Genomic DNA, 23,534 nt, shown 5'->3' with positions numbered 1-23,534 from the left:
GGCCGGAACATTCGGTCTGGAGTTCGCGGTCGCCGGTGGTTCCTTCGCCGGTGCGGTGGCTTTGATGTTCCTCGCGATCAGCTCGGGACAGAGCGCCGTCGCCGGTCGTGGCTCCAGGTCGAGTGGTCCGCGCAACTCCTCGACCGCGATCACTCCCCCAACCGGCATCGGCTGACGCCTGCGGGTCGCACCGCGCTTCCCCTGCGTCGGCCGTCCTGAAGTTTGGACTTGCTGGTCCATTTTTCCGAAGGCACCCTGGCCAAGCCAGGCGGGCACGGCCCGCGCGTGTTTCGGGAACGGAGCGAGGACCCCGATGTCTCTTGACCAGTATTACCTGCTCGGCCGGTCCGGATTGCGGGTCAGCAGGCTCGCGCTCGGCACGATGAACTTCGGCGTCGACGGGTTTCACGCCGCTTACGGGAAGTCCGAGGAGGAGGCGCGGCCGATCTTCCGCAAGTACGTCGAGGAGGGCGGCAACTTCGTCGACACCGCGGACTTCTACACCGCGGGCGAGAGCGAGCGGCTGCTCGGCAAGTTCATCGCCGAGACGGGGAACCGGGATCGGCTCGTGCTGACGTCGAAGTTCACCAACAGCGTCGACCCGGGCGATCCCAACGCGGGCGGGAACGGGCGCAAGCACATGATCCGGTCGGTGGAGGCGTCGCTGCGCCGGCTCGGCACCGACTATCTCGACCTGTTCCTGCTGCACACGTGGGATCGGATCACGCCGGTCGAGGAGGTGCTGCGCACGTTCGACGACCTGGTGCGGGCGGGGAAGATCCGGTACGCCGGGCTGTCGGACGTGCCTGCCTGGTACGCGAGCCGCGCGCAGACTCTCGCCGACGCGCATTCGCTGCCGCCGATGATCAGTCTGCAGCTGCCGTATTCGCTGGTCGAGCGGACGATCGAAACGGAGCACGTCCCGGCGGGTCTGGAGCTGGGCCTGGGGATCACCGCGTGGAGCCCGCTCGGCAGCGGGTTCCTGAGCGGCAAGTACCGCAGCTCGTCGAACGGCCTGAGCGGCGAGGGCCGCTTGACCGGCGAGGGCGCCGTGGCGGCCGGGACCTGGACCGCGCAGCAGTGGGAACTGCTGAAGACGCTCGAGACGGTCGCGGACGAGCTGAACGTGGCGATGGCTCAGGTCGCGATCAACTGGGTGGCGACGCAGCCCGGCATCGCGTCGGCGATCGTCGGGGCGAGCAGTGCGGAGCAACTGGACGCGACGATGCACGCGCTCGACTTCACCCTGCCCGCCGACCTGCGCGACGCCCTGGACCGCGCGAGCGAGGTGCCGCCTGCCGGGCCGTACCGGATGTTCACGCCGGACTACCAGTCGTGGCTGATCAACCCCGGTGCGAAGGTGGGCGACAAACCGGAGGGGTATCGGCCGGTGGTGCGGAACTGGGCTTCGCCGAAGCAGGCGTGAACCGCGCGGGATTCCGCGCTGCAAGAAATGTTTTCCTCCGCCCTTTTCAAGATATAGCGCACCCCGGGGCTTGCCGCAAGCCCCGGGGGATGCCGCAGAATCGCTGCTCGACCATGAGAATCCGGCTGTCGGGAGCGAGTGTGGGATCGGTGTGGGCACGATCGGGCTTAGAGACGTGCGGGAATGTCCTGCCGCCGGGAATCCGTCCGACGCGGCTGCCGAGAGCGCATGCGCGCGACTCGGCGCGACCGCCGCCGTCCGGTCGGTTTCGGCTGGCTGATTGTGCTCGGCCGAACCGTTCGCCGTCGCCGAATCGGGCCGGTGCCGGGAACGGGGCCCTTGCTTTGCCGCCGCTGCAACGCCTGGGGCACGAAGGCGCGCGGAATTGGGTGCGCGCTCGCGCCTGGGTGCCCTCTACGGCACAGCTCGGGGATTCGGCTCAGCCTTCGACGCTCAACCTGCCGCCCTGTGACCGCCGCGTGCGAGGGCGCTCAGGGATGCCAACTGGCCACACGTGCGGCTGGAGCGCACGCCTCGGGCAGCGTCGTCGCGCCGAGCGAGACCGTCACCCACAGGTGGAATCGCCGCCTGGGCGAGGTCGTCGCGCCGGGCCGAATGGCCGCGGCAGGAGAACGCACGTCTTCGCGCTGAGCGNGTCGTCGCGCCGGGCCGAATGGCCGCGGCAGGAGAACGCACGTCTTCGCGCTGAGCGAAGCCGTCACCGCAGGTGGAAACCGGCCCCTGGGCAAGGTCGCCACGCCGGGTCGACGTGCCGCGTCAAGCGAACGCGCGTCGTCGCGCCGAGCAAAGCCGTCACCGCAGGTGGAAACCGGCCCCTGGGCAAGGTCGCCACGCCGGGTCGACGTGCCGCGTCAAGCGAACGCGCGTCGTCGCGCCGAGCAAAGCCGTCACCGCAGGTGGAAACCGGCCCCTGGGCAAGGTCGCCACGCCGGGCCGACTTGCGGCCTCAGGCAAAGGCGCGGGTCGTCGCGCCGAGCGAGACCGTCACCGCAGGTGAAACCGCTGCCTGGGCAAGGTCGCCACGCCGGAACCGAATGGCCGCGTCAGGCAAAGGCGCGGGTCGTTCGCGCGGATCGGGCTTCGAGCCGGGTCTAATCCCCGGGCTGCGGACCGAGGCCCCGGCTCTGGCTGGTGCGCCCGGCCCATCCGGCGAACCTGGCCGCCGAACTCGGATCGGGCAGCGCGGCTCCGCCAGCACAGGCCTACCGCCACGAGGCCGCTCACCCGCCAGCACAAGCCCGCCAGCACAAGCCCGCCAGCACAAGCCCGCCAGCACAAGCCCGCCAGCACAAGCCCGCCAGCACAAGCCCGCCAGCACAAGCCCGCCAGCACAAGCCCGCCAGCACAAGCCCGCCAGCACAGACCCACCGATCCGACCCGCTCCACCCAGCCCGGACCGCTCAACTCACCACGCGAGAAAACCGCGGCACAACACCAGTCCGCCTGCCCACTTGACAGAAGGTGGACAATAAAAAATCGACGCGTCTTCACCAAGCAATCAGAAGTTCACGCCGAATCTGGTTTCAGAATAACAGCAGCGAGGGGCACTTGTCAACTCAGGGGTACGAAGAAGAACTGCGGTCCGAACAGGACTACGTCGCCGGGCTCTATCGGCGGCTCGACGGGGAGCGCAGGAGGGCCAAGGAGCGCTACATCGCTGCCCTCAAACGAAACGACGAGGCGCCGGGCGAGCGGGACGTCGAAGTGCGCGCGCTCACTCGCGAAACGCGGCGGCTTTCGGTTGCCGACTCCGGGTTGTGTTTCGGGCGGCTCGACACCGTCGAAGGCGACCATTCTTACATCGGCCGGATTGGGCTTTTCGACGAGGACGACGAGTACAAACCCGTTCTTCTCGACTGGCGCGCGCCGGCGTCGAGCGCGTTTTACACCGCTACCGCCGCGACGCCCGAGGGCATGCGGCGACGGCGGCAATTCCACACGCGCGGGCGGCAGGTCACCTCGTTCACCGACGAGGTCTTCGGCCGGCCCGGCAGCGGCGAGGAGAACGACGCCCTGCTCGCGGCGGTCAACGCGCCCCGCGGGGAGGGGATGCGGGACATCGTCGCGACGATCCAGGCCGAGCAGGACCGCATCATCCGGCTCGACCATCCCGGCGTCCTGGTCATCGAGGGAGGGCCCGGAACCGGGAAAACCGTCGTGGCGCTCCACCGCGTCGCGTATCTCCTGTACACGCAGCGCGAGCGGATGGAGCGCCACGGCGTCCTCGTCCTCGGGCCGAATCCGTCGTTCCTGAACCACATCGGGCGCGTGCTGCCGTCGCTCGGCGAGTCCGACGTGGTGTTCACCACCCCGGGCAGTCTCCTCCCTGGGCTGCACGCGCGCGCCGAGGACGAGCCGGAAGTCGCGCGGTTCAAGGGGTCTCTGCGGATGCTCGACGTCCTCCGCGCGGCGGTCGCGGACCGGCAGGAGCTGCCCGCCGAACCCGTGCTGATCGAGCTCCGCGACACCACCGTCCGGATCGACGCGGCGACCGCCGAGTGGGCTCGCGACGAGGCGCGGCAGAGCGGGCGGCCGCACAACGAGGCGCGGGCGGTGTTCGTCGAGATCGTCACGTACGTGCTCACCGAACGCGCCATGTCCCGCATCGGGCGCGGTTGGCTCACCCGCGACGACAAGGAGGAATGGGAGGACCTCCGTTCCACGCTCGTCAACGAACTCCTCGCCGACCCCGCATTCGTCAAGGCGATCGACCACCTCTGGCCGATTCTGACCCCGGAAAGCCTGCTGACCACGCTCTACTCCTCCCCCGCCCGGCTCAAGGCGGCCGGTGCCGACCCGGCATTGCTGCGCGAGCAGGGCGAGCCCTGGACGGTGTCGGACGTCCCGCTCCTGGACGAGCTGATCGACCTCCTCGGCAAGGCTCCGGACCGCGCGAAACAGCAGGAGAACGCCGCCGAGCGCGAGGCGGAGGCCGAGTACGCGGCCGGCGTGCTGGACATCATGCGGCTCGACCGCGAGGAGATGGACGAGGACATCGGCCTGTCCGCGGAGCACCTGCTCTACGACACCGACCTGGCCGAGCGGTTCGTCGAGCACGACACCCGCGACCTCGCCGAACGCGCCGCGGCGGACCGGGACTGGACCTACCGGCACGTCGTGGTCGACGAGGCGCAGGAACTGTCCGAAATGGACTGGCGGGCGCTGATGCGGCGGTGCCCGAGCCGGTCGTTCACCGTGGTCGGCGACCTGGCGCAGCGGCGGTCGGCGGCGGGTGCGCTCGACTGGGGCACGATGCTGGATCCGTACGTCCCGGGCCGCTGGGCCTACCGTTCGCTCACCGTCAACTACCGCACCCCGGCGGAAATCATGGCCGTCGCGGCGGCGGTGCTGGCCGAGTTCGCGCCGGGGGCCGAGCCGCCGGAATCGGTGCGCGCGTGCGGGGTCCGGCCGTGGTCGCGGAAGGTCTCCGACGACGAGTTGCCCGCCGCGGTCGAGGAATTCGTCCGTGCCGAGGCGGGCCGGGAAGGGACGAGCGTCGTGATCGGGCCGCCGGACGTGCCGGGCGCGGTGGCGGCGTCGGAGACGAAGGGGCTGGAGTACGACGCTGTGCTGCTCGTGGACCCGGACCGGATTCTCGAGGACGGACCACGCGGCGCGGCTGAGCTGTACGTCGCGCTGACCCGGGCGACCCAGCGGCTCGGCGTGCTGCACCGCGGCGCGTTGCCGCCGGTGCTGAACGGACTGGAGGAACTCGTCTAACCGGTCAGGGGCGCAGTTCGGGCGCGAGGACGCTGCTGCGTTTCAACGCCTTCAGCACCACCCCGGTGTGCACCGAATCCGCCTGCCGGGACCAGCCGGAACTGCCGACGAACTCGTGCAACGCGGCGATGTCGGGCAAGGTGACGTCAGCGAGCAGCTGATACTCGCCCGTCATCGCCGCCGCGTAGCGCACGTACGGCGAGCCCAGGAGGGCGCGGCCGATGTCGTCGACGTCGTGCGGGCGGCAGCGGATCCACAGCAGCGCCTCGACCGGCAGCCCGAGCACGGCCGGTTCCACCACCGCCCGGATGAACACCTTTTCCTCCCGCCGCAACGCTTCCAGCCGGCGGCGGACGGTCGATTCCGAGATCCCGGCGGCACGGGCGAGTTCCTCGTGCGTGCGCCGGCCGTCCTCGCGCAACGCGCGCACGATGGCGCGTTCGTCGCTGCTGAAGTCCACGCCGTCGGGCTGCCGGGGCTGCGGAGTCGGCTGCGGAAGCGACGAGATCGCCTCCGTCTCGGCCGGGCTCAGCAGGCCGGGCTGCCATTCGTGGATGGTGCGGTAGTACCGCGTGACGGTATCGGCCGTGAGATCGAGCAGGCCGGGGATTGCCGCCATCTCGTCGAACATGAAGGTCGGCAGCCGGTTGCGGTCGCAGAAGACCTCGGCGACCAGTTCACCCTGTCCGGTGATCAGGTAGCAGAAGCTCGTCTCCGGCCGTCCCGCGAGCGCGGTGCCCGCGGGACGGCCGAGCCCGGCCCTGCAGCGGCCGCGCACCAGCAGCGGCACGCCGTGCGGCGAAACGGCGACAACCGTCACGACGCCGGTGCGCAGCAGGTGCGTCCCGCGCCGGGCCACCGTGCGCTCCGGCGCGTCCAGCACCTCGGCGATCCGCCGCCAGGACGCGCGGCCGTCGACTTGCAGCGCGCCGGCGATCCGGCGGTCGAGTGGGTCCAGCCGTGCGGTCATCAGCCAATACTGTGGCTGATTCCGTCATTTGTCGAGCAGGTCTTGTCCGACCCCAGCACCACGCGCGAAGCTGACGTCGCGAACGGACACCGGGGTCAGGAAGGAAACCAGTGAGCGCTGAGGAGATCTGCTACTTGCCCGCCCGCGAACTGGCCCGGCGGCTGCGCGTCCGCGAGCTGTCCGCCCGCGAGGTGCTGCAGGCCCATCTCGACCGGATCGAGCAGGTCAACCCGCAGATCAACGCGATCGTCACGCTCACCGCCGAGCGCGCGCTGAGCGAGGCCGCGGCCGCCGACGAACGTCTCGCACACGGCGAGGAGGTCGGTCCGCTGCACGGGATTCCGGTGGCTCACAAGGACACGCACGACGTCGCCGGGGTCCGCACCACCTACGGTTCCCCCATTTTCGCCGACCACGTCCCCGACAGCGACACGCTCGTCGTCGAGCGGATCCGGAACGCGGGCGCGATCACGCTCGGCAAGACGAACGCGCCGGAGTTCGGGGCCGGTTCGCACACGATGAACCCGGTTTTCGGGGCCACGCGCAACCCGTACCGGCGCGACCTGTCCGCGGGCGGCAGCAGCGGCGGGGCGGCGGCCGCACTGGCCGCGGGTCTGCACCCGCTCGCCGAGGGCAGCGACATGGGCGGTTCGCTGCGCAATCCGGCGTCGTTCTGCAACGTCGTCGGCCTGCGCCCGTCGCCCGGCCGCGTGCCGACTTGGCCCGCGACGCTGCCCTGGGAGGCGCTGGGCGTGCAGGGGCCGATGGGCCGGACGGTCGCCGACGTCGCGCTGTTGTTGTCGGTGATCGCCGGGTACGACGAGCGCAACCCGATCGCGCTCGACCAGCCCGCCGCGCCGTTCGCCGGGTCGCTCGACGCCGACCTCGCCGGACTGCGCGTGGCGTGGTCGCCGGACCTCGGCGGCCTGCCGGTCGACCCGGCGGTCACCGCCGTGCTGGAACCGGCGGTGCGGGTGTTCGCCGAACTCGGCTGCCGCGTCGAACCGGCCTGCCCGGACCTTGCCGCGGCCGACGAGGTGTTCCGCACCCTGCGCGGCTGGCTCTTCCACACCGGGTTCAGCGGTCTGCTCGAAGAGCATCCGGACAAGATGAAGCAGACGCTCGCCGACAACATCGCTTTCGGCGCAACGCTTTCCGGTGCCGACATCGCCCGCGCGCAGACGCGGCAGCTGCAGCTCATCACCGGGATGCGCGAGTTCTTCACGCAGTACGATCTGCTGCTCGCGCCGGTGAGCCAGGTGCCGCCGTTCCCGGTGGAGTGGGAGTACCCGGAAGTCGTTGCCGGGCAACCGATGCACGACTATCTGGAGTGGATGCGCTCGGCGTACTCGGTCTCGGCGACCGGCTGCCCGGCGCTGTCGGTGCCCGCGGGGTTCACCGAGGACGGACGTCCGGTGGGGCTGCAGATCATCGCGCCGCTGCGGGGCGAGCTAGGACTGTTGCGGGCCGCGCACGCTTTCGAGCAGGCGACCGGGCACGGCAACCGGCGGCCCGTCTTCTGAGCCGCGAGCCACGGTCCGTGAAGGGCTCCTTCCGGGAATCAGATTCAATGCCAGGAACTTAAGCCGCGTTGCCCCGGTGCCCGGCGCACAGGTTGCAGCGGGCAAGGCGAACGTACGTGAGGGGGACCCTGAGGGAATCTGATTCCCTCAGGGTCCCCCTCACGACCCTGCCAACCCGGTCACATACGGGTAAATCGGGCGTTTCGCCGGATGGTGAGACCTTTGCGGACGGCCATTCGGGCCGAAGCACCGCGACCCAGTCCCTGGCATGGGGAATCCACGTCCGTGAAGGGCTCCTTGAGGGAATCAGATTCCCTCAAGGAGTCCTTCACGGACCGCAGGCAGCGTTTCCCGTTCGCCGCCTACGCGGAACTCGGCCGCGAATTCTGCCGCGCCGAGGACCTCGCTCGCGCGGGCGGTGATCCGGTCCACGTCAGTGCGCTCCGCGGCAGGCAGCGGTGCGCCGATCCCAGCGCGGGAAGCTGCGGCCGCGCCCAGCAGACGTGCGGCTTCGCGGGCTGCTCCGGCCAGTGCGTGCGCGCCCGCCAACCCTTCCAGCGCCAACGCGATCGCTCGCGGATCGCCGGTCCGGTGCGCGATCTCGTACCCTTCCTGCTGCCGTCGCAACGCCGTCTCCGCATCTCCGCGCAATTCGGCGACGAAACCGAGTTCCGCGAGGATCAACGTGTTCCCCGGTTCGAAATCGACCTGCTTGTTCCACTCGAGCAGCGTCCGCAAATGCTGTTCGGCGAGGTCGAGGTCGCCCTCGCGCCGGGCGCCGAGGGCCAGTCCGGTCAGCGCATACATCTCCCCCGGCGTGAAGCCGTGCTCCGCGGCGACCTCGCGAGCCCGGTCATGCAGTTCGCGAGCGGCGACGTAGTCCTTGCGCAGCAGCGCAATCCGGCCTAGCCACGACAGCTGGTACGACGCTTCCGGCCACAAGCCCAGTTCCTCGGCGATCTGCAATCCTTCGATGTGGACCGCTTCAGCGCGCGCGTAATTCCCGGCAAGGGAACTGAGTGCACCGTGTGCGAAGTTCGCCTGCAGCTGACCCCATTTGTCGCCGATTTCGGCGAACAACTCCGCGCAGCGATCGGCGTAACGCCACGCTCCCGCGATATCGCCTCTCGACAGGGCCTGGCTCGCGTGGTCGCCGCTGGCCGCCGCGATCCCCCACCGGTCGCCGGTCGCTTCGAAGGCGGCGAGTGCCTCCAGGGTCAGCGGTTCCGCGCCGGGCAGATCGGCCACTGTGGACAGTGCGTAGCCGATGAACCACTTGGCCCGAGGGCTCGTCGGCAGATCGGCCACGGGACGCCAGTCCGGCCGGTCGCCAGCGAGGATGCCGAGTGCGGTGAGCGTCGCCTGTGCTTCCACGCGCAGGTCCTCGTCGCCGCCGGGCAAACCGAGGGCGGCGCGCAGGGAGCGCATCGCCTCGGCCATCCGGCCGCGCAGGAATCGGTACCACGCCAGCCGGTTCGCCAAGCGCAACGCGTCGTCGGCGCTCCCCCAACCGGCCAGATTCTCCGCTGCGGCACGGAGATTCGGCAGGTCCACGTCGAGGCGCTGCAGCCAGCGCCGTTGGTCGCGGGCGCGGAGACCGGCGTCCGCGGCACCGGCGAGCTCGACGTAATACTCCGCGTGCCGACGCCGCGTCTTCTCGACCTCGCCAGCGTCCCGCAGCCGTTCCAGGCCGTACACTGCCACCGACTCAAGCAGCCGGTACCGCGCGTTCGCGGGCACGACCAGCGAGCGGTCGACAAGCTTCGCCAGCAGACCCAGCACCTCGCCTTCTTCGACGCCGTCGCCCGCGCAGACCGCCTCGGCCGCGTCCAGCGAGCAATCCTCGGTGTGCACCGACAACCGTTGCAGCACAAGGCGTTCCGGCTCGCTCAGGAGTTCCCAGCTCCAGTCGATCATCGCGCGCAGAGTCTGCTGCCGGGCAGGCACACCCCGGCGAGTGGTGTCCAGCAGACGGAACCGATCGTCCAGGCGGCGCAACAACTCCGGCACGCCCAACGCGCGCACACGGGTCGCGGCGAGTTCGAGCGCCAGCGGCAATCCGTCCAGTTTCTGGCAAATCTCGGCGACCGCCTCCGCGTCGGCACTGTCCACAGTGTACCCAGTGTCAGCGACCCGTGCCGTGAACAGCCGCGCGGCGCTGTCGTGATCCAGCGGCGGCACCGGGAACTGCGTTTCCCCGGCGAGCCCGAGCGGTTCCCGGCTGGTGGCGAGGATCCGCAGTCCGGGCGCGGCCGCCAGCAGCCGTGCGGCGGTCGCGGCGACCGGCTCGATCAGCTGTTCGCAGTTGTCCAGGACGATCAGGGTTTCCTTGCCGCGCAAGGACTCGGCCAGTCGCTGCACCGGATCCGCCTGCGCTGGCGTCGCCGCGTCCCGGATGCCCAGCGTCGCCGCGATCGCCTCCACCACCCACTCGATCGGCGGGCACTGGCTCAGCGCGCATTCGTGCCGGTCCATGCCGGTCAGCTCCACAAGCCACGCGCCCGCGGCGAAGTCGCCGCCGAGCCGGTGCGCGGTCTCCAGCGCGAGCCGGGTCTTGCCGACGCCGCCGGGTCCAGTGAGCGTCACCAACCGGGATTCGCGAACGAGCGTGCTGACCGCCTTGGTCGCGGCGGTCCGGCCGACCAGTTCGGTAAGCGGCACCGGAAGCTGCGAGACGACGGCAGTCAGAGACGGGTCCTGCGCCAGGATCGACCGGTGCAGCGCGGTCAGTTCGGGGCCGGGATCGAGGCCCAGCTCGTCCGCGAGACGGCGGCGGAGTTCGTCGTAGGAAGCCAGCGACTCGCTCTGCCGACCCGCCGCATACAGCGCGCGCATCTGGAGAGCGCGCAGCCTTTCCCGCAACGGATGCTGCCGGACGAGGTCGGCGAGCTCCGCGGTCAGCGTGGCATGTTCGCCAAGTGCGAGCCGCGCGTCGGCGAGGTTTTCTTGCGCGACAAGGCGATCCTCTTCCAGCCGCTGAATCACTGGCTGCGCGAAGGCTTCGTCGGCGAACTCGGTGAGCGTCGGGCCTCGCCACAATGCCAGCGCTTCGGTGAGCAAATCGGCCTTCGCCCGCGGGTCTTCCGCCGTGCTCGCCGCGGCGGTCAACGCACGGAAGCGTCCGACGTCCACCGCTTCCAGTTCGGTCCGCAGGACGTAACCGGGGGCCTGGAACACCAGCGCGCTGCCGGACCCAGGTTCGGCGCGTTCGAGCGCACGGCGCAGCTGCGAGACCTTCGTCTGCAGGGTGTTGACCGGGTTGCCGGGCAGCTGGTCGCCCCACAGGTCGTCGGCCAGCCGGTCCGCCGACACCGGAGCGCCCTCGTGCACGAGCAGGACCGCGAGCAGGGTCCGGACCTTGGCCTCGGGCACCCGCACCGGCCGGCCGTCGTCGCTGCTCACGGCCAAGGGCCCCAGGATCCCGAATCGCACAGATCCACCGTAACCCGCATCCGTGCGCGGACCCGCAGCGAACCGTGCGCGGCCCTCGGCACCGTGGTCGACAGATCAACGAACTGGAGGGACCACATGTCCGGGAATGCGACCTCAATGACCGTGCTGGGGCTCGGTGCGATGGGCAGCGCGCTGGCCGGTGCGCTGCTCGAAGCGGGACGGCCGGTGACGGTCTGGAACCGCTCTGCGGACAAGACGAAGCCGCTGGTGGAGCGGGGTGCGGTGGCGGCGGGGTCGGCCGCCGAGGCGGTCGCGGCGAGCGAACTGGTGATCGTCTGCCTGCTGGACGACGCGTCGGTGCGCGAAGTGCTCAAGACGGCCTCGCTGGCGGGCCGGACGGTGGTGAATCTGACCAACGGCACCCCTCGCCAGGCCCGTGAACTGGCCGAATGGGTCGAGGAGCAGGGCGGGGCGTTCCTCGACGGGGGCATCATGGCGGTTCCGCCGATGATCGGGCGGCCGGGCGCGTTCGTGTTCTACAGCGGACCCCAGGACGTGTTCGACACGCACCGCGCGGCGTTCGACGCGTTCGGCGGCAGCAACTACGTCGGCGAGGACCCGGGGCTGGCGGCGTTGCACGATCTCGCGCTGTTGTCGGGGATGTATGGCCAGTTCACCGGCGTCTTGCAGGCCTACGCGCTGATCCGCAGCGAAGGGCTTTCGGCGGTCGAATTCGCGCCGTTGCTGAGCGGATGGCTGGCCGCGATGGGCAGCTTCGTCCAGCACGCTGCGGTGGAGGTCGACAGCGGCGACTACACCCAGAACGTCGTGTCGAACCTGGGGATGCAGGCCGCCGCGTTCGAAAACCTGCCCATCGCGGCCGCTGACCAGGGTGTCAGCTCCGAACTGCTCGCGCCGCTGCACCAGCTGCTCCTGCGCCGGGCCGCCGACGGCCACGGCGCGGAAAACCTGACGAGCGTCATCGAACTGCTGAAGAAATAAGGAGAACTCTGGTGAGTGTGACAGTGATCGGCCTCGGCCCGATGGGGCAGGCCATGGTGCGGTCCTACCTGGCAGCGGGCCACGAGGTGACGGTGTGGAACCGCACCGCAAGCCGCGCCGACGACGTGGTGGCCGCTGGTGCGAAGCGCGCGGGAACGGTCGCGGAGGCGCTGGCCGCGAACGAATTGGTAATCCTCAGTCTCACTGATTATCAGGCGATGTACGACATTCTCGCGCCGACCGAGGACGCGCTGCGCGGGAAAATCGTAGTGAACCTCAGCTCGGACACGCCGGAGCGGACCCGGGTGGCCGCGGAATGGCTGGCCGCGCGCGGTGCGGAGATGATCGCGGGCGGGATCATGGTGCCTGCGCAGGTCGTCGGCACCGAGGGTGCGTTCGTGTTCTACAGCGGCGCGCAGCCGACGTTCGAGCGGATCGAACCGGCCCTGCGCGTCATCGGACGGCCGGACTACCGAGGCGCGGATCCGGGTCTGGCGCAGCTGTATTACCAGTCGTTGCTGGATCTTTTCCTCACGACGCTGTCGGCGTTCCTGCACTCCGCCGCGCTCGTCGGCACCGCCGGGGTGTCCGCCGCGACGCTGGTGCCGTACGCGAACGAGCTGCTGACGCTGGTGCAGACGTCGCTGGACGAGGCGGCGAAGAACGTCGACAGCGGCAGCCACCCCGGTGACGAGGCGAACGCCAAGATGATGGGCGCGACGGCCGACCACATCCTCGCCGCGAGCCGGGACGCGGGCATCGACGTGGCCCTGCCCGCCGCGGTCAAGGAGCACTACGACCGCGCGGTCGCCGCCGGGCACGGCCGGGACAGCTGGACCAGCCTGTTCGAGGTGATCCGCGGCTGAGCGCCCGCGGTCTGGGAAGCCGCCCGGGTCGAACCCGGGAGGACCAGCTGACCGGTCTGGTGGGGTGGACGCGGGCGCAGCTGCTGTGCGCACTGGCGGCGGACGCGTCCACTACGGCGTTGGCCGCGCGGCTGGGAGTTTCGCTGGCGGCAGTCAGCCAGCACACGAAGACGTTGCGGACGGCGGGGTTGATCACGACTACCGGGCGGGGATGGGGGTGCATCATTCGCTCACACCATTGGGGAGGGCATTTCTCGAGCCGCGGTAACCCCGGCGGGCCCAAGGGATTCTCCTGGTCGTAACAGGGAATGCGCCGATGTCGATCACACCCTCGGCCGGGCTGGGGTCCCGGCCCGGAACGGGGTGGACGGTGTTCTCTGGTCTCGACGAGATCGACTGGGCGGGAATGAAGCACGCGTACGGGCCGGCGACCGATGTCCCGGACCTGCTCCGGGGTCTGGTTTCGCCTGACCCGGTGGTGCGGGAGCGGGCGCTGGACGGCATGGAGGGCGCGGTCCACCACCAGCTCGACGTGTACGACTGCACAGTGGCGGCGCTGCCGTTCCTGCTGGAAGCGGCGGCCACGCCGGGGTTGCCCGGCCGCGCCGGGATCCTCGGGCTGGTCGCCAGCATCGGCGGCGTGGGGTGGGAAGTGCCGAACACCGGTCCCGCGGCGGAGGCGGCCCGGACGCTCGCGGCGGCGGGTCCGGGTCTGCTGAGCTTGCTCGAGGACCCCGATCGCGAGGTGCGCCGGGCGGTCGCCGCTGCGCTGCCCGGCTGCCGCGACGATCTGGCCCGGGTGACCTCCGCGGTACTGGCCCGGTTGCCGGTCGAGTGCGACGCCGAGGTTCAGGTCGCGCTCGTCGAGGCGGCGGGCATGCTGGGCACGGGCGGGGAGATCAGTGCCGCGTTGGAGTCGATGGCCGTTGGCGCGCAGTCAGCCCGGGTTCGGGTCGCTGCGCTGACCGAAAGCATCCGCATCGGGCCCGCGCAAGTGCCAGCGGGGGTCGTCACCGCGCTCACCGCGGCGGTGGAGGCTGCCTATGCCGAGGAACCGCCGCCGCCGCGACCGGATCCGGTCAGCACCGAAACCTTGCGCGGCATGCTTCATCAGCGTGGGCTCAGCTACGAGAACAGCGAGCCGGCACCGCATCTAGACCGCCTCGTCACGGACGTCAGCTGGGCGTTCGGCGACCGGGTTGCCGCGCGCTCCGCATTCATCGCGGCGCAGTTGCGCGCCGCGGACTGGGCGCAGCGCTACCACGCTGTCTTTGCCGCCCAGACGCTGCTTTTCGGCTGGCGAGGCGACCACAGCGAACTGGTCTCTCTGATCGGCGACCAGCTGGGCGACTCGCCGCCGCGGCTGCGCATGCGGGCCGCCACCACGTTGTCGATCATCGGCGAACTCGCCGCTCCGGCCGCGGACGCGCTCGTGGCCTGCATCGAATCGGCTCCCCGCACCGGTGAGTACACCCCGGCCGGTTCCCTGGCGTGGACAATGCCGACCCCGTACAGCGGCGGCGACGTCAGCCCGGCCATCCGCGCGCTGTGCCGCATCGGCGACAGCCGAGCCTTGCCGGTGCTGCGGTGGCTGCTCGAACAGGATCCGCTGCCGAACTACCTCAATTCGCACATCGCCGGTCTGGGACCGACGGCCGCGGAACTGGTTCCGCTGATCCGGCAGCGCCTGCGAGGTCTCGGCGAGAACGACGACCGAGCCCGGGAAGCCCTGTGCGACTCCTTGGCCGAGATCGGGCCCGCCGCGGCCGAAGCAGCACCGGAGGTCCTGGCCGCGCTGGAATCCGATCCGGCGCAGGCCGCCTCGATCCTGACCAAGATCGGCGCCGGTGCCGAGGCTGTTCCGTTGCTGCGACCGCTGCTCAAGAACCCGGACGACGGAATCGCGGCCAGAGCCGCGACGGCGCTGTGGCAACTGGACAAGGACGCCGAGACCGCACTGCCGGTGATCCTTCGGGCGTTGCGCAAGGACGACAACTTCACCGCCAGCGCGGCCGCGGCAGGCGTGCGGGACCTGGGACCCGCCGCCGCAGCCACGATTCCGGCGTTGCGCGCGCTGCTCGATCGTGTCGACGAATACGGGTGGCTGCACCAAAACGCCGCGACCGCGTTGTGGCGGATCAGCGGCGATCCCGAGCCTGTGGTCGCCGTCCTGCAGTCGGTCTGGACGCGCAGCCGTCGCCGCTGGCCCGGTATCGCGCGAGACCTCACCGAACTCGGGTCCGCGGCTGCCCCCGCCGCGCCGTTGCTGCGAGAGGCGCTCGCGTCGCCGCGCCGCTATCTCGTCGAACGGGTCGCCAAATCCGATGACGGCTTGGCCAATGACATCGACATCGTTGGTGACGAAGCCTTTCAGCGCGATGCCCGCACGGTGCTCGCTTCGGTCGACGTCATTCGTCAAGAAGACGATCACCTTGATGGGAGCCGTAAAACTCGGCTTGGCGGCGCATGAGTTCGCGCATCGGGGTGCCTCTCGGCGTGCCGTAGACAGTGCCCGGGAAATCCAGGGTGCGCTGCAGTTCCCACAGCTCGTCGTGCCGGTCCGGGGAGAACAGTTCGGCCGGGTTGCCAGCGGCGATCCAGCCGATGGGAAGCACCGTGCCGGGTTCGAGGTGGGAGTTGACGTGCAGCACGCTGTTGATCCGCAGCTCGGACCCGGCGCCGGCGACTGAGCCCGGGAACAGCGAGGCTCCGGTCGCGACGAACACCTCGTCCTCGATCACGGCTCCGTTGACGTGGGCGTGCGGTCCGATCAGCACCGCGTCCCCGAGCGTCGAGGGCTGTGCGGCCCGGCCGCGGACCAGTGCGTTTTCCATGACCACTACGTCCGAACCGGTGCGGACCTCCCCGTCTTCCGCGGTCAGCACCGCGCCGTGCAGGATTCGGGCTCGTTCGCCGAGGACGACTGCGCCGCACAGCACCGCGGTCGGGGCGACGTACGCCGACTCCGGGACCACCGGGCGTCGTCCTCGATGTTCGATCAGCATCGGTCCACGCTAACCCGCCGTCCGTTTGGCCGTCGCCCTGCCGGGATATCCGGTTCCGGACGCTGGCAGGAGGAAGCCATGACGGAACCGTTCGCGGTCGGTGCCGGGACGTCGTCGGCCGAGGGTGAGTTGACGGTGCCCGCCGATGCTGCCGGGGTGGTGGTTTTCGCGCACGGCTCAGGCAGTTCGCGGCACAGCCCGCGCAACCAGGCGGTCGCCCGGACCTTGCAGGACCACCGCTACGCGACGCTGCTGTTCGACCTGCTCAGCCAGGAGGAGCACGACCGGCAGCGGTTCGACATCGGGCTGCTGCGGGACCGGTTGCTGCGCGCGCTGGACGAACTCGGCCGGCATCCCGCGGCGGGCGGATTGCCGGTGGGGCTGTTCGGAGCCAGCACGGGAGCCGCCGCGGCGTTGAGCGCGGCGGCGAGCCGGCCGGACGTCGTGCGGGCGGTGGTTTCCCGCGGCGGCAGGCCGGACCTGGCCGAGGATGTCTTGGCGGAGGTGCGTTGCCCGGTGCTGCTGATCGTCGGGGGCAACGACGACACCGTGCGCAGGCTGAACAAGGCGGCTGCGGCTCAATTGCCGGGCGACCGGGAACTCGTGGTGGTGCCGGGGGCGGGGCACCTGTTCGAGGAGCCCGGCGCGTTGGGACAGGTCGCCGACGCAGCCGCCGCGTGGTTCGACCGGCATCTTCCGGACGGCGGCGACCACGCCTTCGCGCTGTGACGCCGTTGCTCAGGGCAGTCCCGGCAGGAGCTTGTCGAGCGTGATCGGCAGGTCCCGCACCCGGACCCCCGTCGCGTGATGGACCGCGTTAGCGATCGCCGCCGCGGTCCCGACGATGCCGATTTCGCCGATTCCCTTGCTACCCATCGGATTGAGGTGCGGATCGGTTTCGTCGAGCCAGTCCGCGCGCAGGTCTTCCACGTCCGCGTTGGTCGCGATGTGGTACTCGGCCAGGTCGTGATTGACGACATGCCCGAACCGAGGGTCGAGGACGCTGTTTTCGTGCAGCGCCATCGACAATCCCATGACCATGCCGCCAAGCAGCTGCGAGCGCGCGGTGACCGGGTTGACGATCCGGCCGACCGCGAACGTGCCGTGCAGCCGCGACACCCGGACTTCGCCCGTGTCGGCGTCGACGCGCGCCTCGGCGAACTGTGCTCCGAACCCGTACGTCGAGTATTTCTTGTCGTCCGGGTTTTTCGGGGTGTCGGCCTGTGCCTCGTCGCCGTCACCGGGGTCCGAGCCGTATTTGTCCCGGAACGCCTCCGCGGCCGCGACCACTGCGGAACCCCACGAAGCGGTTCCGGTCGAACCGCCGGCCACCGTGGCTTTGGGGAGATCGGTGTCGCCGATCCGGACGTCGACGGAATCGACGGGCACGTCCAGTGCGTCCGCCGCGATCTGCGGCAGGATCGTCCACGCGCCCGTCCCCAGGTCGGCCGCGCCGATTTCGACGGTATAGCGGCCCTTCTCGTACCGGATCGTCGCGCTCGATCCGGGCATCCGCTTCGCGGGGTACACCGAAGCCGCGACTCCGCTGCCGACCAGCCATCGCCCGTCTCGGCGACCACGCGTCCGGGAGTCCCAGCCGAAGCGTTCGGCTCCGGTGCGCAGGCATTCGACCAAGTGTCGGCTAGAGAACGGGAGGCCGGTTTCCGGATCCTCCTCCGGTTCGTTGCGCACCCGCAGTTCAATCGGGTCAATGCCGAGCGCTTCGGCGAGTTCGTCCATCGCGACTTCCGGGCCGAACATTCCCGGGCACTCCCCCGGCGCGCGCATCCACGACGGCACCGGCACGTCGAGCCGCGCGAGCCGGTGACTGGTGGCCCGGTTCCGCGCGGCGTACATCATCCGCGCGGGCGCCGCGGTCTGCTCGGCGAATTCCTTGATCCGCGAGGTCTGCTCGACGACGGCCATGTCGAGCGACTCCAGCCGTCCGTCGCGGTCGGCGCCGAGGCGGACCCGCTGGATCGTCGGCGTGCGGTACCCGGCCAGGCTGAACATCTGCTGCCGGGTCAGCGCGAGCTTCACCGGACGGCCCGGCACAGTCCGGGCGGCCAGCGCGGCGAGCACGACGTTGGCGTGCGGCATCCCCTTCGAGCCGAAACCGCCGCCGATGTAAGGGCAGATCACCCGGACGCGCTCGGCGGGCAGGCCGAAGGTCTTCGCCACGGTGGACCGTACCGAGTGGACGCTTTGGGTGGAGTCCCACAGCGTCAGCACGCCGTCGTCCCACAAGGCCGTCGTCGTGTGCGGTTCGAGCGGGTTGTTGTGGTACATCGCCGTGGTGTAGGTCTGGTCCACGGTCACGGCGGACGCGGTCTCGAGGTCGCCCTCGCTCGTGTCGGTCGCGAAGCTCGGGTTGACCTTGTCCGGCTGGTACAGGTCGGGATCGTCGGCCTTGAGCTCGGCGACGAACGGATCGGTCTCGTATTCGACGTCGACGAGTTCCGCCGCGTGCCGCGCGGTTTCGGAAGACTCAGCCAGGACGAGCCCGATCACCCTGCCGCGAAACGGTATTTCGCAATCCTGCAGCACCGCGAGTTCCGCGTCGTCGGTGTCGGCGAGCCGCTCGGCGGTGAAGGGGGTGATCAACGCGCGGACGCCGTCGAGGGCTTCCGCTTCGACGCCGCTGATCCGCAGGCAACGACCGCGGGCGATGGCCGCTTGAATCGGATGGCAGTACAGCGGTGCTTCGGCGGGGTGTTCGTAGGCGTACGGCGCGGTTCCGGCGACCTTCGCCGGACCGTCGCGGCGGGTGAGCCCGCGTCCGATCGCCCGGGGTTCCAGCAGTCCGGTCATCGGTCGCGCTCCTCGGTGGTCAGGTCGCGCAGCACCGCAGTCAGGGTGCGGGCGGCGAGCGGGATCTTGAACGCGTTCCCTCCGTCGAGGCCGTCCAACGCCCTGGCGTCCGCGAGTTCAGCATCGGCTGCCGAGCGGAAAACATCCGCGCTGGGTCGGTTGCCGCGCAGGACTTCCTCTGCCCGCTCAGCGCGCCAGGGTTTGTGCGCTACGCCGCCGAAAGCCAGCCGGACATCCTCGATAACACCGTCTGAAATAGACAGTCCAACTGCGACAGAGACGAGCGCGAAGGCGTAGGAGGCCCGGTCGCGCACCTTGCGGTAGGTCGAACGGCGCGACCAGGAAGTGGCGGGCAGCGTGATGTCGGTGATCAGTTCGCCGTGTTCGAGGACGGTGTCGCGTTCCGGGTGCTCACCGGGGAGGCGGTGCAGGTCCGCGAAGGGCAGCGTCCGCTCTCCGGACGGGCCGAGCACGTGGACGCGCGCGTCGAGCATCGCCATCGCCACTGCCATGTCGGAGGGATGCGTCGCGACGCACTGATCGGACGCCCCGAGGATCGCGTGATGGCGCGTGTAGCCGCCGAGGGCCGAGCAACCGGAGCCGGGCGAACGCTTGTTGCACGGGGTCGTGACGTCCTGGAAGTAGACGCATCGGGTGCGCTGCAACGGGTTCCCGCCGACGGTGGCCATGTTCCGCAGCTGCGGCGACGCTCCGGACAGCAGCGCCTCGGCCAGCACCGGATACCGTTCCCGGACCCGCCGGTCGGCCGCGAGGTCGCTGTTGCGGACGCCCGCGCCGATCACCAGTTCGCCGTCGTCCTCGCGGATCTCGGTCGACATCAAGCCGGTCACGTCGACGATGCGCTCCGGGCGCGCCACCCCCAGTTTCAGGTGGTCGACGAGATTGGTGCCGCCGGCGAGGAACATCGCGGACGGTTCGGCCGCCACTGCCCGCACCGCCTCGGCCGTCGTCGCCGGTTTGCCGTACGCGAAGGGCTTCATCGCTGCTCTCCCGCCTCGCGGATCGCCGCGACGATCCCGGCGTAGGCACCGCAACGGCAGAGGTTTCCGCTCATTCGCTCGGAGATTTCCTCGTCAGTCCATTGCGGAGTATCGGCCACCGACTTGGTGACGTGGCTGGGCGCGCCGTCGCCGAACTCGGCCAGCAATCCGGCCGCGGAACAGATTTGGCCGGGCGTGCAGTAGCCGCATTGGAACCCGTCATGGTCCACAAACGACTGTTGCAGCGAATGCAGCTCGCCGTCCTCGGCCAGGCCAGCGGCTGTGGTCACCTCGGTGCCGTCGCAGGTGAGCGCGAGCGTCAGGCACGACAGGACTCGGCGGCCGTCAAGCAGAACCGTGCAGGCACCGCATTGGCCGTGGTCACAGCCCTTCTTGGCGCTGTAGTTGCCGATCTGCTCCCGCAGCAGATCCAGGAGGGTGCGGCGCGGGTCCACGGCGAGCCGGTGCTCGGTCCCGTCGACGCGCAGCGCGATCGTCCGGACCGCACTGGCGGTTTCCGGGATGGGTTCCGTCTCGGCCGGTCGCATACCGCCGCCATACCCGCTCACCCCGCGCCCAAACCTCCGCCTGGTCGAGGGCAGGTTGCCGGCGTCCTTGCCGCCGTGGACCGCGACCACACGAACTCGCTCACAACAGCGTCCCCAACGGGCCGAGGTCGAGGTTCAAATCCGCGGCGGAAAGGTCGTACCGGTCCCGGAGTTCGGTCAGCCGTTCTTCGAGCAGCATCAGGGTCAGGCCGAGGCGTTCCTCCTGCGCCTCGGTCAGCCCGCCCTCCTCGACGCGGCGCAGGGCCTGGCGTTCCATCAGCTGCCGGAGCAGTTCGATGATCGTCAGAACCAGCTTCATCAGGTCGCGTTCCACCGTGTCCGCGTCGGTTTCGAGGCGGGTGGCCAGCGCGTCGGCCTTGGGCATCGGCCCTCCTTTCACCAGGGCGCCGGGCAGTCTTCGCGGACCGAGGTGATCAGCGCGCGCAGGGAGATGTGCACCAGATCGACCTCGGCGACCGACAGCACCAGGTCGCCGGTGAGCACCACGCCCCCGGCGAGCAGCCGGTCCAGCAGGTCGACCAGGGCGAGCCGGTCGGTTTCCTCGACCGCGCCCGTCACGAGATCCCCGCGAAGGAGTACGGGGCCCACGGGCCGGTGACCTCGACTTCGACTCCGGCGACCTCCGATTGCCGCAGGTCCGCGAGCCGCTCCAGGAAGCGTTCGCGGCCGGCGTCGGGGACCAGGCAGGCCAGGTTGAGGATGTTGCGGTCGGCGCGGCCGGTGAGGGCGGGGTCCTGGGTGCGGTGCCGGTGGAGGTCCGCGGACAGCTCCGCGAGTTCCCGCTCGATTCGCTCGGCGACCGCGAGCGCTTCGTTCGTCCGGGTGTCCCGCGCTTGGCGTTGGCGGAGTCGTTGCCGCAGGTAGGAACGTCCGTCGGCGGGCGCTTCGGCAGCGGGCTCTTCGGCAGCGCGGAGCGAGGCGAAGACTTTCACGCCCCATTCGGCGTGGTCCCGGACCCGGCGCAACGCTTCCGAGAATTGCGCGGAATGCTCGGCGAGCATTTCCCGGACCCGGTCCTCGTCACGGTAGATCGTCGCCATTCGCAGCGGCAGCACGCCCGTCCGACGACTCGCCTCGTCCACGACGGCGTTGTGCGCGCGGGCGATTTCTTCCAGCCACGGAAGGTGCTGCAAGGACGCTTCGTCGAACCCCTCGTCCGGGGCCGGGCTGGCCAGCGCGGTCAGCCCGGCCTCGGAAATGGCGGAAACCGGCTGCTCGCGGAGCCCGGTGATGCCCTCCGCCGGGTTTTCCGCGGCGAATTCCGTGACTGCGTAGCAATACCAGCTCATTGTTCCGCTCGCTCTCCCCGCGCGAGTTCGAGTTGCGCGCGCAGTCGTTCGTTCTCCTCGATCAGCTCCTTGCGCTGCGAGCCCGACGACAGGGACGGGTCGTGCTCCCACCAGTCGATGCCCATTTCCTTGGCCCGCTCGACCGACGCGACCAGCAACCGCACCTTGATGGTCAGCAGCTCGATGTCGAGCAGGTTGACCTGGATGTCCCCGGCGATCACGATGCCCTTGTCCAGCACCCGTTCCAGGATGTCGGCGAGGTTCGCGCCGCCGCCGGAACCGCCCGGGCGGGACACTCCGGCCGGTCTCCCGGCGGCCAGGCTGGACTCGCTCATCTGCTGCCTCCTCGTCACCGCGCCGCGACGGCGCGGCGGCCCCGGGGACGTTCGTCCTCGGGTTCGTCGTCTTCCTCTTCGTCTTCCTCGTCGAGGTCGTCCTCGTCTTCCTCGGGAAGGTCTTCCTCTTCGGGCTCGTCGTCGCCGCGGTCCTCTTCCTCGCGCGGTTCGTCTTCGCCGCCGTCCTCGCCCTCGTCCTCCCGCACCTGCTCCGGGGAGCGCACGACCTCGCCGTCGCGGATCTCGCCGCGCCAGCCGTCGCCCGAGGCCTCCCCCGCCATCGTGATGAACCGGCGGAAGTGCTTGAGGTCCAGCCGCGCCCGGCGGCCCTGCGCGCGCCAGATGTTGCCGGTCTTCTCGAACAGCCCGGCCGGGTAGTACTCGATGACCAGCAGGACCTTCGTCAGGCTCGGGGCGAGTTCGTGGAAGGTCACGACGCCTTTGATCGTGCCCTTGGCCCCGTCGGTGGTCCACGCGATCCGCTCGTCGGGGATCTGTTCGGTGATCGTGGCCTTCATCGACCGATTCGACCAGAAGATCTTGAACCGCCACTGCGACGTCGTGTCGTCGGTCTGCTCGGCGCTTGTGACGCCCTTGGCGAAACTGCTGAACTTCTGGAATTCGGTCCACTGGTCGTATGCCTCGCGGACCGGCACACCAATGTCGATGTCCTCGATGATATTGATGATCTTCTTGCCGCCGGACCCTTTGCCGCGCTTGCCGAACAGCCCCGACACCGAGTTCTTGAGGGCGGTGCCGCCGGCCTCGACCGCCGCCCGCACCGGGGATTTCCCTTCGGCGATCTTCTCGCCCGCGCTGAACAATCCCTTCAGCGAGCCGCTGCCGCCCGCGTCGGCCAGCCGCCGGGACGCCTCGCCCAGTTTGCTGCCTGCCGAAGACATCACCTGTTCGGCCTTGGCCTGTGCGTATTCCTCGCCAGCATGCAGCAGTTGTTCCGTCGCGGGGTTGCGCGCGGCCAGTTCCCGCAGCTTCGCCAGGGGACCGAGTTCGTCGTTGTCAGAACGGGATTCAGCCACGGTTCACCCCCGAAGTGCCCGAGGAGCGCTTCTGCGTACGGCCGCCCGAGGACGTCCGTTTCCGCGAAGTCGAACTCGACGAACTGCCGGACGACTTGCGCGACCCTTGCGTCGCACGCGGTTTCGCCGGACGTTTGCGCGCACGGGGCCGGGTTTCGCTTTCTTCCGTACCGCCGTCCTCGTTGTCGTCGGCGTCTTCCGGCTCCTGATCGTCCGAGTCGTCGCGACCGCTGACCGCCGCCGGGAGACCAGCGGCCTTGTCCCGCAGGGTGTCGGTGTGCTCTTGCAGCGAACTGGCCAGCCGCCCCGCCTGGTGCGTCAGGATGTCCGCGGCCAGGGTCTTGCCCGCGCCCAGCACCTCGTCCCGCACCTGATCGCGGACCCCGGCCAGTTCGGGCGACGAAGCCAGCTCGCGCGTGACGTCCGACAGCAGCTTCTTCGGATCCAGGTTCAGCTTCCGCCCGACGAGCCAGGCGCCCATGGTGATGGCCAGTTTGGCTTTCTTCCGTCTCCCGAGCACGTAACCGCCGACCACGGCGGCCGCGACCTTCATTCCCGGTGTCATC

Annotated in this window: 20 protein-coding genes; 8 read left to right on the top strand and 12 right to left on the bottom strand. The window is 70.0% G+C overall.

All coding sequences use genetic code 11. From position 1 onward, the window contains the following. The first annotated feature begins 313 nt into the window (after positions 1-313). Together EIZ44_RS39645 and helR are read left to right on the top strand one after the other, a co-directional pair. The gene (locus EIZ44_RS39645) at positions 314-1,426 is read left to right on the top strand and encodes an aldo/keto reductase (protein ID WP_134734089.1); all 1,113 of its coding nucleotides are present in this window, start codon (positions 314-316) and stop codon (positions 1,424-1,426) included. A 1,569-nt stretch (positions 1,427-2,995) separates the two neighbouring features. Continuing rightward, entirely contained in the window at positions 2,996-5,167 is a 2,172-nt protein-coding gene (helR, locus tag EIZ44_RS39640) for an RNA polymerase recycling motor ATPase HelR (RefSeq protein ID WP_134734088.1), read from the top strand. Positions 5,168-5,171: 4 nt separating this feature from the next. Here the strand turns inward: helR and EIZ44_RS39635 are convergent, their stop codons facing one another. Further along, positions 5,172-6,137 carry an Lrp/AsnC family transcriptional regulator gene (locus EIZ44_RS39635; RefSeq protein ID WP_037818452.1) on the bottom strand — a complete coding sequence of 322 codons (966 nt, stop codon included), beginning with the start codon at positions 6,135-6,137 and terminating at the stop codon, positions 5,172-5,174. A gap of 110 nt (positions 6,138-6,247) precedes the next feature. Between EIZ44_RS39635 and EIZ44_RS39630 the strand changes: the two genes are divergently transcribed. After that, positions 6,248-7,660 (top strand): amidase, encoded by a 1,413-nt coding sequence (locus EIZ44_RS39630; RefSeq protein WP_134734087.1) that lies wholly within the window; start codon positions 6,248-6,250, stop codon positions 7,658-7,660. Between the two features lie 306 nt (positions 7,661-7,966). Here the strand turns inward: EIZ44_RS39630 and EIZ44_RS39625 are convergent, their stop codons facing one another. Continuing rightward, the gene (locus EIZ44_RS39625) at positions 7,967-11,062 is read right to left on the bottom strand and encodes an AfsR/SARP family transcriptional regulator (protein ID WP_338081106.1); all 3,096 of its coding nucleotides are present in this window, start codon (positions 11,060-11,062) and stop codon (positions 7,967-7,969) included. Positions 11,063-11,188: 126 nt separating this feature from the next. On the opposite strand from EIZ44_RS39625, the gene EIZ44_RS39620 reads away from it, so the two are divergent. The 4 genes from EIZ44_RS39620 to EIZ44_RS39605 are packed head-to-tail and all read left to right on the top strand — an operon-like array spanning position 11,189 to position 15,391. After that, positions 11,189-12,055, top strand: coding sequence for an NAD(P)-dependent oxidoreductase (locus EIZ44_RS39620; protein WP_134734085.1), 867 nt, complete (start codon positions 11,189-11,191; stop codon positions 12,053-12,055). 41 nt (positions 12,056-12,096) lie between these two features. Then, entirely contained in the window at positions 12,097-12,921 is an 825-nt protein-coding gene (locus EIZ44_RS39615; RefSeq protein ID WP_439098638.1) for an NAD(P)-dependent oxidoreductase, read from the top strand. A gap of 59 nt (positions 12,922-12,980) precedes the next feature. After that, entirely contained in the window at positions 12,981-13,223 is a 243-nt protein-coding gene (locus EIZ44_RS46215; protein WP_205673454.1) for an ArsR/SmtB family transcription factor, read from the top strand. Between the two features lie 14 nt (positions 13,224-13,237). Next, complete coding sequence (locus EIZ44_RS39605) at positions 13,238-15,391, top strand: HEAT repeat domain-containing protein (RefSeq protein ID WP_134734083.1); 2,154 nt, start codon at positions 13,238-13,240, stop codon at positions 15,389-15,391. Here EIZ44_RS39605 and EIZ44_RS39600 read toward each other — a convergent pair. Continuing rightward, on the bottom strand, positions 15,330-15,926 hold the full coding sequence (locus tag EIZ44_RS39600; RefSeq protein WP_134734082.1) for a gamma carbonic anhydrase family protein: 597 nt from the start codon (positions 15,924-15,926) through the stop codon (positions 15,330-15,332). The genes EIZ44_RS39605 and EIZ44_RS39600 overlap by 62 nt on opposite strands. A 78-nt stretch (positions 15,927-16,004) precedes the next feature. On the opposite strand from EIZ44_RS39600, the gene EIZ44_RS39595 reads away from it, so the two are divergent. Beyond that, positions 16,005-16,655 (top strand): dienelactone hydrolase family protein, encoded by a 651-nt coding sequence (locus EIZ44_RS39595; RefSeq protein WP_134734081.1) that lies wholly within the window; start codon positions 16,005-16,007, stop codon positions 16,653-16,655. 9 nt (positions 16,656-16,664) lie between these two features. Here the strand turns inward: EIZ44_RS39595 and EIZ44_RS39590 are convergent, their stop codons facing one another. The 9 genes from EIZ44_RS39590 to EIZ44_RS39550 form a co-directional block, all read right to left on the bottom strand. Further along, entirely contained in the window at positions 16,665-18,737 is a 2,073-nt protein-coding gene (locus tag EIZ44_RS39590) for a xanthine dehydrogenase family protein molybdopterin-binding subunit (RefSeq protein WP_134734080.1), read from the bottom strand. Next, entirely contained in the window at positions 18,734-19,738 is a 1,005-nt protein-coding gene (locus EIZ44_RS39585; protein ID WP_134734079.1) for an FAD binding domain-containing protein, read from the bottom strand. The genes EIZ44_RS39590 and EIZ44_RS39585 overlap by 4 nt, the downstream gene beginning before the upstream one ends. Then, positions 19,735-20,286 carry a (2Fe-2S)-binding protein gene (locus EIZ44_RS39580; RefSeq protein WP_134734078.1) on the bottom strand — a complete coding sequence of 184 codons (552 nt, stop codon included), beginning with the start codon at positions 20,284-20,286 and terminating at the stop codon, positions 19,735-19,737. The genes EIZ44_RS39585 and EIZ44_RS39580 overlap by 4 nt, the downstream gene beginning before the upstream one ends. A 100-nt stretch (positions 20,287-20,386) precedes the next feature. Continuing rightward, positions 20,387-20,671 (bottom strand): gas vesicle protein K, encoded by a 285-nt coding sequence (locus EIZ44_RS39575; protein WP_037818464.1) that lies wholly within the window; start codon positions 20,669-20,671, stop codon positions 20,387-20,389. A gap of 11 nt (positions 20,672-20,682) precedes the next feature. Then, positions 20,683-20,895: a gas vesicle protein gene (locus tag EIZ44_RS39570; protein WP_051172506.1), complete on the bottom strand. Its 213-nt coding sequence runs from the start codon at positions 20,893-20,895 to the stop codon at positions 20,683-20,685. Further along, positions 20,862-21,596 carry a GvpL/GvpF family gas vesicle protein gene (locus EIZ44_RS39565; protein WP_134734077.1) on the bottom strand — a complete coding sequence of 245 codons (735 nt, stop codon included), beginning with the start codon at positions 21,594-21,596 and terminating at the stop codon, positions 20,862-20,864. The genes EIZ44_RS39570 and EIZ44_RS39565 overlap by 34 nt, the downstream gene beginning before the upstream one ends. After that, positions 21,593-21,931 carry a gas vesicle protein gene (locus EIZ44_RS39560; protein WP_134734076.1) on the bottom strand — a complete coding sequence of 113 codons (339 nt, stop codon included), beginning with the start codon at positions 21,929-21,931 and terminating at the stop codon, positions 21,593-21,595. Before EIZ44_RS39560 ends, EIZ44_RS39565 begins: the two co-directional genes overlap by 4 nt. Before the next feature lie 14 nt (positions 21,932-21,945). Next, on the bottom strand, positions 21,946-22,968 hold the full coding sequence (locus EIZ44_RS39555) for an SRPBCC family protein (protein WP_134734075.1): 1,023 nt from the start codon (positions 22,966-22,968) through the stop codon (positions 21,946-21,948). Continuing rightward, a complete protein-coding gene (locus EIZ44_RS39550; RefSeq protein ID WP_037818471.1) occupies positions 22,961-23,533 on the bottom strand; it encodes a hypothetical protein in 573 nt (190 codons plus the stop codon). Before EIZ44_RS39550 ends, EIZ44_RS39555 begins: the two co-directional genes overlap by 8 nt. Position 23,534 lies beyond the last annotated feature (1 nt).

This window comes from Amycolatopsis nivea (assembly GCF_004522235.1).
Lineage (GTDB): Bacteria > Actinomycetota > Actinomycetes > Mycobacteriales > Pseudonocardiaceae > Amycolatopsis > Amycolatopsis nivea.
The sequence above is the reverse complement of the archived record's forward strand: the minus strand, read 5'-3'. Positions and strand labels throughout refer to the sequence as shown.